Source organism: Streptomyces sp. MGP-BFMKR1 (assembly GCF_057766585.1).
In genome coordinates, this window is record NZ_CM173408.1 from 5768542 (window position 1) to 5784771 (window position 16230).

Consider the following 16230-nt stretch of genomic DNA (forward strand, 5'->3'; position numbering starts at 1 on the left):
CCATCGCGACAGGCCCCCGCGGCGGGCCTCGCACCGCGCGGCACCCCCAGCGGGGCGCTCCGCGCGGAACGAGGCCCGCCGCATAGCCGATAGGGTCGCACCATGTCTCGTATCGACGGTCGCACCCCCGAACAGCTCCGCCCCGTAACCATCGAACGCTCCTGGAGCAAGCACGCCGAGGGCTCGGTCCTCGTCTCCTTCGGCGACACCCGCGTGCTGTGCACCGCGAGCTTCAGCGAAGGCGTGCCGCGCTGGCGCAAGGGCAGCGGCGAAGGCTGGGTCACCGCCGAGTACGCGATGCTGCCGCGCGCCACCAACACCCGCGGCGACCGCGAGTCCGTCCGCGGCAAGATCGGCGGACGCACGCACGAGATCTCCCGCCTCATCGGCCGCTCGCTGCGCGCCGTCATCGACTACAAGGCCCTCGGCGAGAACACCATCGTCCTCGACTGCGACGTCCTCCAGGCCGACGGCGGCACCCGCACCGCCGCCATCACCGGCGCCTACGTCGCCCTCGCCGACGCCATCGCCTGGGCACACGCCAAGAAGCTCCTCAAGCCCAGCCGCCAGCCCCTGACCGGCACCGTCGCCGCCGTCAGCGTCGGCATCGTGGACGGCGTCCCGCTGCTCGACCTCGCGTACGAGGAAGACGTACGGGCCGAGACCGACATGAACGTGGTCTGCACCGGTGACGGCCGCTTCGTCGAGGTCCAGGGCACCGCCGAGGGCGAGCCCTTCGCCCGCGCCGAACTCAACGGCCTCCTCGACCTCGCCTCCGGCGGCTGCGCCGAACTGGCCACCATCCAGCGCGCGGCCCTCGCGGAAGCGGAGTAGCGGAGGAGCGGCAGCGGGCTGAGCGACGACGGACCTGGCGACGGGGCGGCCCGGCGCGTGCCCCGGCGCGCGCCGGGCCGTGTGCCGTGGCCGCCCACGCGCCCGGCCCGCCTCGACCGCCGTGGCCGGAGGTCGTCCCGTTGAGCAACCCTCGCCCGCCCTGGCAGCGTTTAGTCAGATGTCAGGTACGGGATCCGGAGTCGCCGGGCTCGTGCGCACGCGCTGGGAGGGACCCGTTCCATGGCCATGCACCGCCGCCGCATCACCCACGCCGTCACCGCCGTAGCGGCCGTCGCGCTGGTCATACCGCTGATGACGAGCTGCGACAAGGACGATGTCGACAAGGCGATGGACTGCGCGGAGCTCGCGGTCGACGTCTCGGAATCCATCGACGACCTCCAGCAGGCCGTGCTCAAACGCGCCGTCATGGAGGGCTCGGGGAACGAGAAGAAGTCCGACGAGGCCCTGGACGAGATCAACAAGAACATCGACGAACTCGACAAGAAGACCGACAACGCCGACATCGAGAAGGCCCTCGACCACCTGGACAAGGCCGTGGACAACGTCACCACGGCCATCAGGAACGACGAGAAGCCCGACCTGACCCCCGTCGCCGACGCTGGCAGAGAGCTGACGAGCGCCTGCAAGCCGGGCTAGCGGTCGGCTGGCGGCGGCGGCCCGGCCGGCGGTAGCGGTCGATCGGCGGTGGTGGTCGGCTGGCGGCGGTGGCTGACCGGTGGTGGCTGACCCGTGGTGGTCCACGGGTGAGGGTGGTCCACGGGTGGTGGTGGTCCACGGGTGAGGGTGGCTCACGGGTAGTGGTGGTCGGCGGGCAGCGCGGGGGCCCGGGGCGCGGACCGGGGGGCGGGCCGGATAATCGGGGCATGAACCGCCTCATCCTCGCCACCCGCAACGCCCACAAGGTCGCCGAACTCCACGCGATCCTGACCGCCGCCGGCCTCGACGTCGAGCTCGTCGGCGCCGACGCCTATCCCGAGATCCCCGACGTCAAGGAGACCGGCGTCACCTTCGCCGAGAACGCGCTGCTCAAGGCGCACACCCTGGCGAAGGCCACGGGGCTGCCCGCGGTGGCCGACGACTCGGGGCTGTGCGTGGACGTCCTCGGCGGCGCGCCGGGCATCTTCTCCGCGCGCTGGGCCGGCCGGCACGGCGACGACCAGGCCAACCTCGACCTGCTGCTGGCCCAACTCGGCGACATCGACACGCCCCACCGGGCCGCCCACTTCACCTGCGCCGCGGCCCTGGCCCTGCCCGACGGCACCGAGCGCGTGGTGGAGGGCCGCCTTGAGGGCACCCTGCGCCACAAGCCCGCGGGCACCGGCGGCTTCGGCTACGACCCGATCCTCCAGCCCCACGGCGAGACCCGCACCTGCGCGGAGCTGACCGCCGAGGAGAAGAACGCCATCAGCCACCGGGGGAAGGCGTTCCGGGGGCTGGTGCCGGTGGTGCGGGAGTTGGTGGGCTAGTGACGCATCAGGGCGTGGCGCCAATCGCGTGCCACGCCCTGCTCGTGGGCCCGGTGGGATTCGAACCCACGACACACCGGACCTAAACCGGCGCCCTCTAGCCGCTGGGGTACGGGCCCGCCCGCAGCAGCGCTTACTTTACTGCGTCGTCCTGCGCGGCAGTCGAGGGCGGTGCCGAGCGGGCGAAGCCGGGCGTCTGGCTGTGACAGGACGGGCAGAGGTAGCGAAGATTGCCGATGCGGTTGTCGAGCCGGTCTCCGTTGATGTGGTCGACCTCCAGTACGAGCCTTCTGCCCTGCCAGACATCTCCGATCGCGCACGCGGCACAGACGCGAGGCACGCCCCGTTCGTCCAGTGCGCGCCGCAACAGCGCTGTCCCGGTCCGGGCTGAGCCGGCCGGAAGCACGCGGAGGATCTGTGTGGCGGACTGGCGAGTCCGCGGCGGGCCGGCCGGCTGGTGGCCCTGACCCACGAAATGCGCCGTGGAGATGGCGTGTGCCGCGAGGCTGCGCTTGAGGAGCGTTCGGTTGGCGCCGGTGGGAGACAGGCCGAGGGCCCGGAGCACACCGGCAGAGCTGTGCGACGTGGCAACGGCCTCGCGGAGAGCGTCGCGTGCGATGACGCGCGGCCCGGCCGCACGGCGACCTGTGAAGTGCGATACGTCGATCTGCAATCGGCGGAGTTTGCGGTGGAGGTAGTCATACGCGCTGTCGTAGGGCGGCACGCCCAGGTACGCGAGCATCCCCCGCATGTCCTGGCTGTTCGCCGCGGCTTCTTCGAGAACCTCTCGGGGATAGCTCATGGGCGGTCGTGGCGGTAGCGGTTCGTCCACGAAGTGCGCCGTGTCGATGCCGTAGTGCTCCAGGCGCTGACGCAGGTACCGACGTGGCCCGCTGCCCACGGGGGTGCCGAGTCTGCGCAGCATGTCCACCAGGCTGGCGGACTCCGCCGCGACGCGCGCCAACCGGTCACGGGAGTACGCGATCTGGTGGGTCACGGCGCCTCCCGTCGGCCTTGACGTCCCCGGTAGCTGTCGGTCACGGCATGGCAGTTGGGACAGAGGAATCGCAGGTTCTCGGGACGGTTGTCCCACCACGCGGAGTTGCGATGGTCGACCTCCAGGCGCAGAGGTCTGCCGTTCCATTCCGTCCCGGTGCCGCACATGGCACAGATCTGTGGCACACCACGCCGGACGAGGGCAGCGCGCAGGCGTTCACCAGGTGTTCTGCCGTCTGACGGTGAACCCAGGGTCAGTGGGTCACGCCGTCGCCTCCTGCGGGGCGCGGCCCCTCGTCCGGTGAAATGAGAGGTGTCGATGCCCAGTGCGGTGATACGGCGGCTGATGTGCGCCTGATTGCCGCCCACGGGGTTGATCCCGAGCCGGCGCACGACGTCTGCCACGCTGCACGCGTCGGCGACGGCGGCTCGTAGTCGTTCCTCGGTGTGGCGTACTCCGGGGGTGTCGAGATGCGACACGTCGATGCCCTCGTCCGCGCACTTCTTGCGTGCGTACCGGCGACTGCCTGGGCTTGGCTGGCCCCCGCACGCGCGCACCACATCGTCCATCGTCCGCGCTTCGCGTACGGCACGGGCAAGCCGTCCCCCCACATACCGCGCCCCCATCCCACGCCCCCTCGCTCTCCCGTCGCGTTCCCGTGCGCCACGTGCGGCCACGTGCGGCCACGTGTCGCAGTCTCGAACTGGCTAACGGTTCGGGAGGGGTGGGGTTACGCCGAAGGGGTCGCGCCGTGGGGAGGGGTGGTGGGTGCGGCGTTCGGGTGGGCGCCCGGCGGTCCGGCCGGGCGGAGTGGGTGGGCCGGGCCGGCCGGGCGGGCGTCAGAGAGCGGTCGGCCCGTCAGGTGGCCGAGGGTGGGGTCAGAGGCCCAGGTCCTTGATGATCTTCGCGACATGCCCGGTGGCCTTCACGTTGTACAGCGCGCGCTCGACCTTGCCCTGCTCGTCCACGATGACCGTGGAGCGGATGACGCCGGTGACGGTCTTGCCGTAGAGCTTCTTCTCGCCGTACGCGCCGTACGCCTCGAGGACGGACTTGTCCGGGTCGCCGAGGAGCGTGACCTTCAGCTCCTCCTTGTCGCGGAACTTGGCCAGCTTCTCCGGCTTGTCGGGGGAGATGCCGATGACGTCGTAGCCGTGGCCGGCCAGGAAGTCGAGGTTGTCGGTGAAGTCGCACGCCTGCTTGGTGCAGCCCGGGGTAAGGGCGGCGGGGTAGAAGTAGACGATGACCTTGCGGCCGGCGTGGTCGGCGAGCGACACCTGCTTGCCGTCCGCGTCGGGGAGGGTGAAGGCCGGGGCGGTGTCGCCGGGCTGCAGTCGCTCGCTCATGGCTCTCCTTAGGGGGATGATTCCGCTGCCTCCGACCCTAGCCAGGTCCACGATGGGGGATTCCGTGGGGCATGAATCCGGCCGACCTGACAGACTGTCCATCACGACCATCGAGAATTGACGGAGGCAGCGAGGTGTCGGAAGCCAGGACCCCTGCGCAGATCGAGGCTGATATTGCTCGCAGGCGGCAAGCGCTCGCTGTGACGCTCGATGAGATCGGCATCCGGGTGCACCCGAAGACGATCATCGGCGACGCCAAGGCGAAGGTGGCCGGAGCGGTGGACCGGTCGGCCGGGCAGGCGTACGTGGCCGCCAACCGCGCGGTCTCCGACCTGCGGGCCCAGTTCGTGACCGAGGACGGGGCGCCCCGGATGGAGCGCATCGTGCCGGTCGCGCTGGTGGCGGTCGCGGTGGTCGGCCTGCTGACGGCCTCGCGGCGCGACAAGCGCTAGCTGTACTGTCCGGGCGCGCCCCGGCCCCGAGCCCCGGCCCTGGCCGCGAAGCCGCGGCCCCGGCCCCGAGGCCGCGGGGCGGGCGTCTGGCGTTCGGCTGACGTTCGGCTGGCGCGACGGCGACATACGGCCGACCCGTCGGCGTTCCGCCGTGGCCGGGCCAGGTACCTTCATGGCGTGAGTGCCAAGACGTCCCACGACAAACTGCCCATCCGGATGTTGCATGACCGGGTGCTGGTCCGTACCGACATCCCGGAGGGTGAGCGCCGTTCCAGCGGCGGCATCGTCATTCCGGCCACCGCCGCCGTCGGCCGCCGCCTGGGCTGGGCCGAGGTGGTCGCGGTGGGCCAGAACGTACGGACCGTGGAGCCGGGTGACCGGGTGCTGTACGACCCGGAGGACCGGGCCGAGGTGGAGGTGCGCGGTGTCGCGTACGTCCTGATGCGCGAGCGGGACCTGCACGCGGTGGCCGCCGAGCGGCTGGAGGGGTCGGAGGACTCCACAGGTCTGTACCTGTAGCCCGCGAGGGTTCGTACCGCCCGGGCCCGTACCGCCCGAGCCTGTGCCACCCGAGCCTGTGCCGCCCCGAGCCCGTGTCGCGGGCCTTACGGCCCGGGACGTAGGGCCCGGATCGCTGTCCGGGTCGGCCGTCGGGGCCGGGTGGTGGCCCGCGTCACCACCTCGTGCGCGGTGCCTTGCTAGGGTCGAGAGCACCCCGACGAGACGCGCCGTACCGGGTTAAGCAAAGACGACGCACCCCTGTTGAAGCACGTGGTTCACGGAGGTGCCGTCATGGCTTGGATCTTGCTGATCGTCGCTGGCCTGCTGGAGGTGGGCTGGTCGATCGGGATGAAGTACACCGAGGGGTTCACCCGGCTGTGGCCGAGCGTGTTCACCGGCGCGGGGATCGTCGCGAGCATGGTGTTGTTGGCGCAGGCCGCGAAGACGCTGCCGATCGGCACCGCCTACGGGGTGTGGGTCGGCATCGGCGCGGCCGGGGCCGCCGTGTTGGGCATGGTGGTGCTGAACGAGCCCGCCACCGCGGCCCGGATCTTCTTCGTGGTGCTGCTCCTCGTGGCGGTCGTCGGCCTCAAGGCGACGTCGGGCCACTGACGCCCGCACGGCCCCGAGCCTCTCGGCTCCCTTAAGCAGCCTGGTCCCCACGCACACCAGCACCCACGCACCAGCAGAACAGCCGCTCCCGGTCGGGAGCGGCTGTTCTGTCGTCGGGGCCGGTCTGTCGTTGGTGCTGTTCTGTCGTCGGGGCCGGCCGTTGTCGTCGCCGTTGTCGTGGGCGTGCCGGGCCGGCGTGGGGTGGCGGCCTAGAAGCCGTCGTCCGGGTCCGTGCCGAGGTCGGGCAGGGTGCCGCCCGGGTCGCCGCCGCCGGGGCCGGCTCCGCCGGGGTCGCCGGTCGCGCCGCCGGGGTCGCCGGTTCCGCCCGGGTCGCCGGTCGCGCCGCCCGGATCGCCACCGCCGGGGCCGCCGGCGCCGCCCGGGCCGCCTATGGCGCCGCCCGGATCACCGGTGGCGCCGCCGGACGGCGAGTCCGTCGGCGGGGTGAAGGTGGGCTCGGTGGGCAGGCCGGAGGTCGGCGGGGGCGAGTCGTCCGTCGGGGTGTCGGTGGGCGCGGTGGGCTCGTCCGAGTCCGGCGGCGTGGTGCCCTCGTCCGGTGGCGTGTCGCCGTCGGTCGGCGTGTCGGTGGGGAGGTTCGTCGAGGGCAGCGACGGGTTGTCGGCACCGTCCTCCAGTTCCAGGTCGAACTCGGTGGCCTTCTTGCCCTTCAGCGCCTTGCGCGTGTAGTCGGCCCAGATCTCGGCGGGGTAGCCGCCGCCGTTGATGCGGGCCAGCCCCGTCGCGCCGTACAGCGGCTTCTGCTCCCCGGTGTTGGAGTCCTGGCCCATCACCGCGACGACGGTGGCCAGGTCGGGCGTGTAGCCGGCGAACCAGGCGGCTTTGTCCTCCTCGGCGGTGCCGGTCTTGCCGGCCGCCGGGCGGCCCGCGGCCTGTGCCTTGGTGCCGGTGCCGCCCGCGACCACGCTCCGCAGGATCGAGGTCGTGGTGTCGGCGGAGTCGCGCGCGACGGCCTGCTCGGGGGTGCGGTCCGGCAGGGTGACCTTGCCGCCGTCCTTGGTGATCTCGACCACCAGGGTGTGCGGGACGCGCTTGCCGTGGTTGGCGAGCGTGGCGTACGCCCCGGTCATGTCGAGGACGCTGGCGTGGGCGGTGCCGAGTGCGATGGACGGGCCGGCGAACATCTCCGGGGTCTTCTCGGGGACGCCGAGCTTGATGGCGGTGTCCTTGACCTTGTCCGGGCCGACGTCCTGGGCCATCTGCGCGTAGACCGAGTTGACCGACTTGTCGGTGGCGCCGGTGACGTTGATCTGCCCGTAGTCGACGTCGTCCTCGTTGGCCGGCGCGTAGTCGGTGCCGCCGTTCGGGCCGATGACCTCGCGCTTGTTGCTGCCGTCGTACACCGTGTTGGGGGTGATCCGCTGGCCGCCCTGGGTGACCGAGTCGTTCTCGACGGCCGAGGTGAAGACGAACGGCTTGAAGATCGAGCCGACCTGGTAGTCGCGCCGGGTGGCGTTGTTGACGTACTGCTTGGTGTAGTCGATGCCGCCGTAGAGGGCGACCACCCTGCCGTTGGCCGGGTCGATGGAGGCGCCGCCGGCCCGCACGTACTTGTCCACCTTGTTCGCCTTGCTGAGCTTGCTCATCAGGCGTTCGTCCATCGTCTCGACGAAGGCGTCCTGCTTCTTCCTGTCGATGGTGGTGGTGATGCGGTAACCACCGGCCGCCAGGTCCTGCTCGTCGATGATGTCGTTGGCGGTGATGTAGTTCTTGACCGCCTCGACGAGGTAGCCGCGCTGCCCGGACATGCTGGAGGTGGGCTTGGCGGGGTCGGGGGTGGGGAACTTCATGGCCTCGCGCTCGGACTTGTCGAGCCAGTCCTTCTCCACCATGCCGTCGAGCACGTAGTTCCAACGGGCCAGCGCGCGCCCCTTGTTCTCGGGGTGCACGACGACGTCGTACGCGCTGGGCGCGTTGAGCAGGGTGGCCAGGTAGGCGCTCTCGGCGGTGTTCAGCTCGTCGGAGTCCTTGCCGTAGTACGCCTGGGCGGCGGACTGGATGCCGTACGCGTTGCGCCCGAAGTAGCTGGTGTTGAGGTAGCCCTCCAGGATGTCGTCCTTGCTCACCTCGCGATCGAGCTTGATCGCGATGAAGAACTCCTTGGCCTTGCGGGTGACCGTCTGTTCCTGGTCCAGGTAGTAGTTCTTCACGTACTGCTGGGTGATGGTGGAACCGGACTGCTTGCCCTTGCCGGTCGCCGTGTTCCAGGCGGCGCGGACCATGGCCGCGGGGTTGACCGCCGACTCCGAGTGGAAGTCGCGGTCCTCGGCGGCGAGTACGGCGTTCTGGGTGTGCTTGGGCACGCTGCTCAGCGGCACGTTCTCGCGGTTGACGGTGCCCTCGCGGGCGAGTTGCGAGCCGTCGGAGTAGAGGTAGACGTTGCTCTGCGCGAGCGCGGCCTTGTTGGCGGCCGGGATGTCGACCAGCAGGTAGCCGGTGACGAGCGTGCCGCCGATGAGGACGAGCAGGAACAGGAACGCGCCGAGCACCACGCGCCAGGTGGGCACGAGGCGGCGCAGGCCGGTGCGCTTGGGGCGCTGCTTCTTGCCCTTCTTGGCCTTCTTGCCGGACACGTCGTTCGCGTCGCCCCCGTCGGGGCGTTCGGGCCAGCCGTCCGCGGGGCTCGCGCCGGCGGCCGAGGAGGGCGGCTCGCCACCGCCCGTACCACCGGCGCCCGCGCTGCCCGTGCCGCCCGCGCCCTTACCGCCGGGGCTCTTGCCGCCGGCGCCCTTGCCGCTGGCGCCCGCGCCGGCGCTTCCCGCAGCGCCGGTCGCGCCCGGGCCGCCGCTGGCGCCGCCGGCGGCCATCGCCGCCGCGCCCGCGCCACCGACCGCCGCCGCGCCACCCGCTGCCGCCGCGCCGCGACTACCCGCGCCGCGCCGCGCGCCGGGCGCGCCCGGGGTCGGGCGCAGGACGGCGGTCTCCTCGCCGCGTGCGGCGGTGTCGGGGCGACCCGCGCCGGCCCAGCCCGCGTCGGGGCGTCCCGGGGTGGGGCGCAGGACGGCCGTCTGGTCGTCGCCGGGCCCGGCGGCATCGCGGCGCGCCCCGGCGCCGCGCGCTCCGACGGCCCGGTTGCCGGTGGCCGGGGTGCCGGCCGCCGGGGTGCGGGGGCCGGGGCCCTGGCGTGGCCCGGGCAGCCGGCCGGTGTCGTCGCTCGGCGTGGGCCGCAGTACGGCGGTCTCCTCGGCGGCGCGGGCCGGAGGAACGTCCCGCGCGGCCCGTGCGTCCCGTGGGCCTTTCGCGCCCCGTGCGCCTTCCGCGCCCCGTGCGTCCCGGTCCGGGCGCGCCGCGGGGGACGTTCCGGTGGGGCGCTTGCCGCGCGGCGCGTCGGCGTCGCCGCCGCGTCGCGGCGGGAGAACGGTGGTGGCGTCGGTGTCGGGGCCGGGGGCGGCGTCGGTGCGAGCGTCCGTACGGGCGTCGCGGGCGTCGCCGCGCGGGCGGGCGCCCGTGGCGCGTGCGCCGTCCGGGCCCGCGCCGTTCGCGCCGCCGCTGCCGGCGCGCTCGCCGTCCGTACGGGGCGGCTCGTCCGCTCGCCGGCCATCCGCTCGCCGGTCGTCCGCTCGCCGGCTGTGCGCTCACCGGCCGTGCGCTTGCCGGCGGCGCGCTCGCCACCAGGGCGTGCGTCGTCCGCGCGGGCGCCGTCGGTGCGTTCGCGGTCGACCTGGCCGGAGCCGGCGCGTTCCGCGGGGCCTGCGCCGGGGGCGGAGGTCGTGCGGTCGGCGGGGCGGGCGCGGTCGGGTGTGGGGGTCGATCGGTCCGCGCCGAGGCCCTCGCCCAGGGTGGTGGGGCGGTTGCCGCGCGGGGCGGGGGTGGGCTTGGTGTCGCCGGCCGGGCGGGTGGTGCCGCGCGGGGGGTGGGCCGGATGGGGGGAGTCGGGGGTTCCGGTACGGCCGCCCTCGGGGGCGGCGCCGGGCCCGGCCGGTGTGGGGCCGGGCCGCTGGCGACCGGTGTCCTGGTCGGTGCGTCGGGGGCCGGTGCCCTGTGGGGGAGCGCCGGCACCTCCTGGTCGAGCTGATGGCCGATCGGCGGTCGGGCCGCCGGCGGGCTGGGTGCCGCCACCACTGCGCTGAGCGCCGGGGTCGCTCCCCGCGGCGGCGGTGCCGTCGCCTTCGGCGCTGTGCTGCTGAGGCTCGTCGGTCATGTGTGTAGGGACTCCTCGGCCGCCGCCCACGGTTCTGCCATGGTTCTGCCACGGCATAAATGCTGACATGTCGGGCGAATAGCGTCGTACGCCCCACTAGTCACTGTCGCATCATGCGTTCCGCGCGGCGGAGGCGGCGCGCACCTGTGACAGCTCTGTGATCGGCCAACTGGCCTGGGCAACTCACCCCACAGGGTGAATAATGCCTGGCTCGCCACCCAACTGTCGCTCTAGGCTCGTGGACTTTGGTGCCGAGGGCCGGGGAGGGATGGAAGGTGCGGCTGCACATGGCCGTCATGGCGAGCGGGTTCCGACGCTACGCGACCTACTGGGCGGCCACGGCCGCAGGGGTGTTCACCAACACCGTGTTCGGCTTCATCGTCGCGTACACGTACATCGCGCTCTGGGACCAGCGACCGCAGTTGGGCGGCTACGACCTGGCGCAGGCCGTCACCTTCGTCTGGCTCGGGCAGGCGCTGCTGGCCGCGTCGGCGCTGCTGGGGGGCGGTTTCCACGAGGAGTTGCAGGAGCGCATCCGGTCCGGGGACGTGGCCATCGACCTGTACCGACCGGTGGATCTGCAACTGTGGTGGCTGGCCGGCGACCTGGGCCGGGCCGCGTTCCACCTGTTGGGCCGTGGCATCGTGCCGCTGCTCGTCGGCTCGCTGGTCTTCGAGCTGACGCTCCCCGCCTCGCCGTTGACCTGGCTGTACTTCCTGACCTCGGTGGCCCTCGGCGTCCTGGTCAGCTTCGCCATCCGCTACCTGGTCGCCCTGTCCGCGTTCTGGCTGCTCGACGGGACCGGGCTCAACATGATCAGCCTCGTCCTGTCGCTGTTCTTCTCCGGCATGATCCTGCCGCTCAACGTGTTCCCCGGGGCGCTGGGCGACCTGGCCGCCGTGCTGCCCTGGTCGGCGATCCTCCAGATCCCCGCGGACGTGCTGCTCGGCGAGCACCAGGGCACCGACCTCGTCACGGCCTTCGCCTTCCAGGCCGGTTGGGCCCTGGTGCTGCTGGCCGCGGGGCGTGCCCTGCAGTCCGTGGCGACCCGGAAGGTGGTGGTCCAGGGTGGCTGAGGAACGGGCGGACGACGTACGGGCGCATCCGCCGGAGCGGACGCCGGAACCGACGCCGGCGCGGGCGACGGCGCGGGAGCGCCGGGAGGCGTGGGGGTACGAGGAGGTGGCGGCCGGGCGGGGGCCGCGGGCCTACCGGGGGCTGCGCGCGTACCAGGGCGTGCGGGTCTACTTCCTGATCGTGGGGATGTGGGTGCGCTCGACGATGGCGTACCGCACCTCGTTCGTGATCATGACGCTGGGCAACCTCATCGTGACGGCGCTCGACTTCGCCGTGATCGCGCTGATGTTCAGCCACGTGGACGTGCTCGGCGGGTTCGGTCTGGCCGAGGTGACGTTCCTCTACGGCACGAGCAGTACCGCCTTCGGCATCACCGACCTGCTGTTCGGCAGCACCGAGCGGATCGGGCGGCGGGTGCGGGACGGGACGATGGACACCCTTCTGGTGCGCCCGGTGCCGGTGCTCGCGCAGGTGGCGGCGGACCGGTTCGCGCTGCGCCGGATGGGGCGGATCGTGCAGGGCGTCGTCCTGCTCGGCTGGTCGCTCGCGCACCTGGACGTGGACTGGACCTGGGACCGGGTGCTGTTGCTGCCGGTCATGCTGGTGAGCGGCGCGGCCATCTTCGCGTCCCTGTTCGTGGCGGGCGCGGCCTTCCAGTTCTGGGCCAGTGACGCCGCCGAGGTGCAGAGTTCGTTCACGTACGGCGGTACGACGCTGCTCCAGTACCCGCCCACGGTCTTCACCACGGAGGTGCTGCGGGCGGTCGTCTTCGTCATCCCGCTCGCCTTCGTCAACTGGCTCCCCGCGCTGCACATCCTGGACCGCCCGCAGCCGATCGGCCTGCCCGGCTGGGTGGGCTTCGGCGCGCCGTTGGTCGCGGTGGCCTGTTGCGCGCTGGCCGGTCTCGCCTGGGGCGCGGGGCTGCGGGCCTATCGCAGCACGGGGAGTTGAGGCCGCGCGGCGAGCGCCGGAGGTCGAGACGGGCGCGCCCCCGCGACGGGCGCGGGAAGTCGAGGCGGGCGCGCCCCCGTGGCGGGCCGGGCGTGGGCGAGTGGGCGTACGGGGCCGGCGGGGGTGAGGCGGAGGCGCGGGTTCCGGTGGGTGGGCGTGCGCCGGGGCGCGGGCGGGCGGGTGCGCTGGGTGTAGGGGACACATGACCTCGGGGCGGCAGTGTGCCGGGGCGAGTAGGAGAGGGGTACGAGGCGATGACGGCGGACGACGCCGCGTTCATCGAGGTCGACGGGGTCGAGAAGGTCTTCACGGTGCGGCGCCGGGCTGGTTGGATGCGGCGCGAGCGGCGCGAGGTGCGGGCCGTGGACGGGATCAGCTTCCGGGTGCCGCGCGGGGAGATGGTGGGGTACATCGGGCCCAACGGCGCGGGCAAGTCCACCACCATCAAGATGCTCACCGGCATCCTGGTGCCCAGCGGCGGGCGGCTGCGGGTCGCGGGCATCGACCCGGCCGCGGACCGCACCCGGCTGGCCCGCCGGATGGGCGTGGTCTTCGGCCAGCGCACCACCCTGTGGTGGGACCTGCCGCTGCGCGACTCGTACGCGCTGGTGCGGCGGATGTACCGGATTCCGGACGACCGCTACCGGGTCAACCTGGAGCGGTGCGTGGAACTCCTGGACCTCGCCGAGCTGTTGGAGGTGCCGGTGCGTCAGCTCTCGCTCGGGCAGCGGATGCGCGGTGACATCGCGGCGGCGCTGCTGCACGACCCGGAGGTGCTCTACCTGGACGAGCCCACCATCGGGCTCGACGTGATCAGCAAGGCCAAGGTGCGCGAGTTCCTGCGCGAGGTGAACGCCGAGCAGGGGACGACGGTGCTGCTGACCACGCACGACCTGACCGACATCGAGCAGTTGTGCCGGCGTGTGATGGTGATCGACCACGGGCGGGTCATGTACGACGGCGGGTTGGAGGGGCTGCACGCCGTCGGGGAGAGCGAACGCACCCTCGTGGTGGACCTGGAGCGCGAACTCCCGCCCATCACGGGCATTCCGGGGGCGCGCACGGTCCGGGTCGAGGGGCCGCGCCAGTGGCTGGCGTTCCCGGCCACCGCCAGCGCCGCCCCGCTCGTCTCCGCCGTCGCGGCGGCGTACCCGCTGGTCGACCTCTCGGTGCGGGAGCCGGACATCGAGGACGTGATCGCCAAGATGTACGCCGAGCGCGCCGGCTAGGGCGGCCCGCTCGGTCCGCCCACCGGACCGGGCGCGCCCGGAAGTGGGCGAGCCTCGCACGCGCGTGCCCGCGTAGGCTGTTCGTATGACCGGTGAACTCCCTCCGATGCGGGCTTCCGACGCCGAGCGCGAACGGGTTGCCGAGGCGTTGCGCGAAGCGGTCGCCGAGGGGCGGCTGACCATGGAGGAGTTCGAGGAGCGGCTGGAGCTGGCCTACACGGCGCGCACCCACGCCGACCTGGAGCCGCTGGTACGGGACCTGCCGGTGCCGGCCTCCATGGCGAGCCCGACCCCGCGGCCCTCCCGCGCCCCGGCCGGCGCCGACGCGTCCTGGGCCGAGCGCATCGGCGGCTCGGCCACCTCGCGCTGGGGCCTCGCGGTGATGGGCGGCTTCCAGCGCGCCGGCCGCTGGGTCATGCCCCGCGCGTTCACCTCGGTCGTGGTGATGGGGGGCGGCGAGATCGACCTGCGGGACGCCCGGTTCGAGGAGCGCGACGTGGTGGTCCGCTGCTTCGCGCTGATGGGCGGCATCTCGGTGATCGTGCCGCCGGACGTCGAGGTGCACGTCAACGGCGTGGGCATCATGGGCGGCTTCGACCAGGCGGCGACCGGCGACGGCGCGCCGGAGGCGCCGCGGGTGACCGTGACCGGCCTCGCGATCTGGGGCGCCGTGGTCGTCGAGCGCAAGCGCCGCAAGGCCGATGTCCAGCGTGAGAAGGAGGCCCGCCGCCGCGAGAAGGCCGAGCTGAAGCGACTCCGCAAGGAGCGCGAGGCGGAACGCGAACTCGGCCGTACGGAGCAGCGGCTCGATGCCTCGGAGCGGGAGCCCGACGCCCCGGAGCGGGAGCTTGACGGTCCGCTCCCGGATCTGGGCAGCGCGCGGCCGGGGGGCGGCGGCCTCGCGCGCGAGCGCGCGGAGCGGGAGCACGTACGGCGCGAGGAGCGCGCGGTGGAGGACCGGCGCGGAGCCGGGGAGCGGCGTGCGGCGGGCGGAGCCGGCGGCGACCGGCCCGACGACGCGGCCCACTAGCCCGACCGGCGGCGGAGAGCCCGACCGGCCGCTCGGACCGCCGCCGGGTCCCGTCCGCTCGCCCTCAGCGCGGAGGTCAGCTCAGAGCGTGGCCGCGGCCACGCCGCGCAGGTGCTGGAGGTTCAGGGCGCGCGCCATGGCCCGGTAGCCCTCGTCACTGGGGTGGAGGTGGTCGCCCGAGTCGTACCGGGGGAGTAGCCGCAACGGCTGGGCCGGGTCGCGCAGGGCCGCGTCGAAGTCGACGACCTCGTCGAAGACCTCGCCGGCGCGGATCTGGTCGTTGACCGCCTGCCGCACCCCGTTGAGCTCCGGCGTGAAGCCCCGGTGGCCGTAGAAGGGCATCAGCGTGCCGCCGACCACGCGCAGGCCGCGCGCGTGTGCCTGCTCGACCATCTGCCGCAGACCGCCCACGATGCGGTCGGGGTTGGTCTCGTGCGGGAGGCGGAGGATGTCGTTGACGCCGAGGTGGATGACCACCGCCCGCACCCCCGTCTGGCCGAGTACGTCCCGGTCGAAGCGGGAGAGGCCGCTGGGGTTGTGTGGCGGGGTCTGGTTGCCGCCGGTGAGTACCCGGTTGCCGCTGATGCCCTGGTTGAGCACGCCCAGGCGGGGCGCGCCGCGCTCGGTGCGCAGCCGCTCGGCGAGGAAGTCGGGCCAGCGGTGGTTGGCGCCCATGGTGGAGGTGATGCCGTCGGTGATCGAGTCGCCGAGCACCACGACGGAGCCGCGGGCCTTGTTCGTCCACACGTCCACGCCGGTCAGGTACCGCCAGTACGGGCTCTGCTCGGTGTAGGCGAGCCCCGAGGTGTCCTCGGTGTGGTCGCCGCGCGCCGCGTACGAGATCTGCCGGGCGTGCGGGTGATAGGTGACGGCGCCGGACGGGTTCGGGGAGTACGTGGTGACCAGGAGGTCGCTGGCGTCCGGGACGCTGAGCCTGGCGGGGTCGCTGATGACGTGGGCCCCGGCCGGGATGGTCACCGAGTTCCGCTTGTCGAAGCTCAGCCGCCGCATGCTGTCGCTGTCGGCGGCTGGGTCGCTGGGCGCGGCGGCCAGGGCCACGGAGGCGTGGCTGATGGTCAGCGGCCGGGAGCTGTAGAGGTTGGAGAGCCGGATGCGTATCTGCTCGCCGCCCACGCTGATGCGGACGACGTTGCGTAGGGACACGCGGGGGAAGCCGTTGGCGCGCTGCGGTTCGGCGGCGGTGGGCGAGGTGGCCCAGGTGCCGACCCAGGTGCCGGCCGAGGCCGGCGCGGCCTCGTTGCCGTGGCCGGTGGCCGGTTCCGCGGTGCCGTCGCTCTTGCCGACACCGACGAATATGGCGGTCGAGACGAGGATCACCACGGCCGCCAGCGCAGCGAGCACGGCATGGGCCGTACGCCTGGGCAGGGGGCTCACGGTCATGTGCGGGATCTCCTCGGGCAGGCGGAGCCAGTGACTCCGCGGGTCGGGAACTGCGGGTGATCAGCAGCGCCGTCGCGCGTCCGATCGGCCACTCATGATCCCACGGAGAGGCCGGGTGCCGCCCGGCGGGCCACGGGCCCGGCACCGGCGCGGG

15 protein-coding genes, 1 tRNA gene and 1 riboswitch are annotated in these 16230 nt (G+C 73.0%); of the genes, 10 read left to right on the forward strand and 6 right to left on the reverse strand.

Annotated features, from left to right (window positions below):
* Window positions 1-102 precede the first annotated feature (102 nt).
* The 3 genes from rph to rdgB all read left to right on the forward strand — a co-directional run bounded on the left by rph (window position 103) and on the right by rdgB (window position 2321).
* Entirely contained in the window at window positions 103-834 is a 732-nt protein-coding gene (rph, locus tag AC3CHW_RS22820) for a ribonuclease PH (protein WP_176161845.1), read from the forward strand.
* Window positions 835-1074: 240 nt separating this feature from the next.
* Window positions 1075-1491, forward strand: coding sequence for a hypothetical protein (locus AC3CHW_RS22825; RefSeq protein ID WP_459249865.1), 417 nt, complete (start codon window positions 1075-1077; stop codon window positions 1489-1491).
* Between the two features lie 227 nt (window positions 1492-1718).
* Window positions 1719-2321, forward strand: coding sequence for an RdgB/HAM1 family non-canonical purine NTP pyrophosphatase (rdgB, locus tag AC3CHW_RS22830; RefSeq protein ID WP_488467681.1), 603 nt, complete (start codon window positions 1719-1721; stop codon window positions 2319-2321).
* Between the two features lie 45 nt (window positions 2322-2366).
* On the opposite strand, the gene AC3CHW_RS22835 is transcribed toward rdgB, so the two are convergent.
* From AC3CHW_RS22835 to bcp, 4 genes are all read right to left on the reverse strand, one after another.
* Window positions 2367-2440: transfer RNA gene (locus AC3CHW_RS22835), tRNA-Leu, on the reverse strand.
* Between the two features lie 14 nt (window positions 2441-2454).
* A complete protein-coding gene (locus AC3CHW_RS22840; protein WP_488467682.1) occupies window positions 2455-3318 on the reverse strand; it encodes an HNH endonuclease signature motif containing protein in 864 nt (287 codons plus the stop codon).
* Window positions 3315-3887 carry an HNH endonuclease signature motif containing protein gene (locus AC3CHW_RS22845; protein ID WP_488467683.1) on the reverse strand — a complete coding sequence of 191 codons (573 nt, stop codon included), beginning with the start codon at window positions 3885-3887 and terminating at the stop codon, window positions 3315-3317. Before AC3CHW_RS22845 ends, AC3CHW_RS22840 begins: the two co-directional genes overlap by 4 nt.
* Before the next feature lie 309 nt (window positions 3888-4196).
* Complete coding sequence (gene bcp / locus AC3CHW_RS22850; protein WP_398610751.1) at window positions 4197-4664, reverse strand: thioredoxin-dependent thiol peroxidase; 468 nt, start codon at window positions 4662-4664, stop codon at window positions 4197-4199.
* Between the two features lie 134 nt (window positions 4665-4798).
* Between bcp and AC3CHW_RS22855 the strand changes: the two genes are divergently transcribed.
* From AC3CHW_RS22855 to AC3CHW_RS22865, 3 genes are all read left to right on the forward strand, one after another.
* On the forward strand, window positions 4799-5116 hold the full coding sequence (locus tag AC3CHW_RS22855) for a DUF3618 domain-containing protein (RefSeq protein ID WP_488467684.1): 318 nt from the start codon (window positions 4799-4801) through the stop codon (window positions 5114-5116).
* A 216-nt stretch (window positions 5117-5332) separates the two neighbouring features.
* Window positions 5333-5635 (forward strand): GroES family chaperonin, encoded by a 303-nt coding sequence (locus tag AC3CHW_RS22860; protein WP_176166088.1) that lies wholly within the window; start codon window positions 5333-5335, stop codon window positions 5633-5635.
* Between the two features lie 173 nt (window positions 5636-5808).
* Window positions 5809-5874: riboswitch (guanidine-III (ykkC-III) riboswitch) on the forward strand.
* 34 nt (window positions 5875-5908) lie between these two features.
* Window positions 5909-6229 (forward strand): DMT family transporter, encoded by a 321-nt coding sequence (locus tag AC3CHW_RS22865; RefSeq protein WP_176161839.1) that lies wholly within the window; start codon window positions 5909-5911, stop codon window positions 6227-6229.
* A gap of 209 nt (window positions 6230-6438) precedes the next feature.
* On the opposite strand, the gene AC3CHW_RS22870 is transcribed toward AC3CHW_RS22865, so the two are convergent.
* Window positions 6439-9054, reverse strand: coding sequence for a transglycosylase domain-containing protein (locus AC3CHW_RS22870; protein ID WP_488467685.1), 2616 nt, complete (start codon window positions 9052-9054; stop codon window positions 6439-6441).
* Between the two features lie 1609 nt (window positions 9055-10663).
* Here AC3CHW_RS22870 and AC3CHW_RS22875 point away from each other — a divergent pair.
* The 4 genes from AC3CHW_RS22875 (at window position 10664) to AC3CHW_RS22890 (ending at window position 14675) form a co-directional block, all read left to right on the forward strand.
* Complete coding sequence (locus AC3CHW_RS22875) at window positions 10664-11464, forward strand: ABC transporter permease (protein ID WP_488467686.1); 801 nt, start codon at window positions 10664-10666, stop codon at window positions 11462-11464.
* A 187-nt stretch (window positions 11465-11651) separates the two neighbouring features.
* Window positions 11652-12416 carry an ABC transporter permease gene (locus AC3CHW_RS22880; RefSeq protein ID WP_459249185.1) on the forward strand — a complete coding sequence of 255 codons (765 nt, stop codon included), beginning with the start codon at window positions 11652-11654 and terminating at the stop codon, window positions 12414-12416.
* 254 nt (window positions 12417-12670) lie between these two features.
* Window positions 12671-13645, forward strand: coding sequence for an ABC transporter ATP-binding protein (locus tag AC3CHW_RS22885; RefSeq protein WP_398610749.1), 975 nt, complete (start codon window positions 12671-12673; stop codon window positions 13643-13645).
* An 85-nt stretch (window positions 13646-13730) separates the two neighbouring features.
* Window positions 13731-14675, forward strand: coding sequence for a DUF1707 SHOCT-like domain-containing protein (locus AC3CHW_RS22890; RefSeq protein ID WP_488467687.1), 945 nt, complete (start codon window positions 13731-13733; stop codon window positions 14673-14675).
* An 81-nt stretch (window positions 14676-14756) separates the two neighbouring features.
* On the opposite strand, the gene AC3CHW_RS22895 is transcribed toward AC3CHW_RS22890, so the two are convergent.
* Window positions 14757-15350, reverse strand: coding sequence for an SGNH/GDSL hydrolase family protein (locus AC3CHW_RS22895; protein ID WP_488471140.1), 594 nt, complete (start codon window positions 15348-15350; stop codon window positions 14757-14759).
* Window positions 15351-16230: the final 880 nt, after the last annotated feature.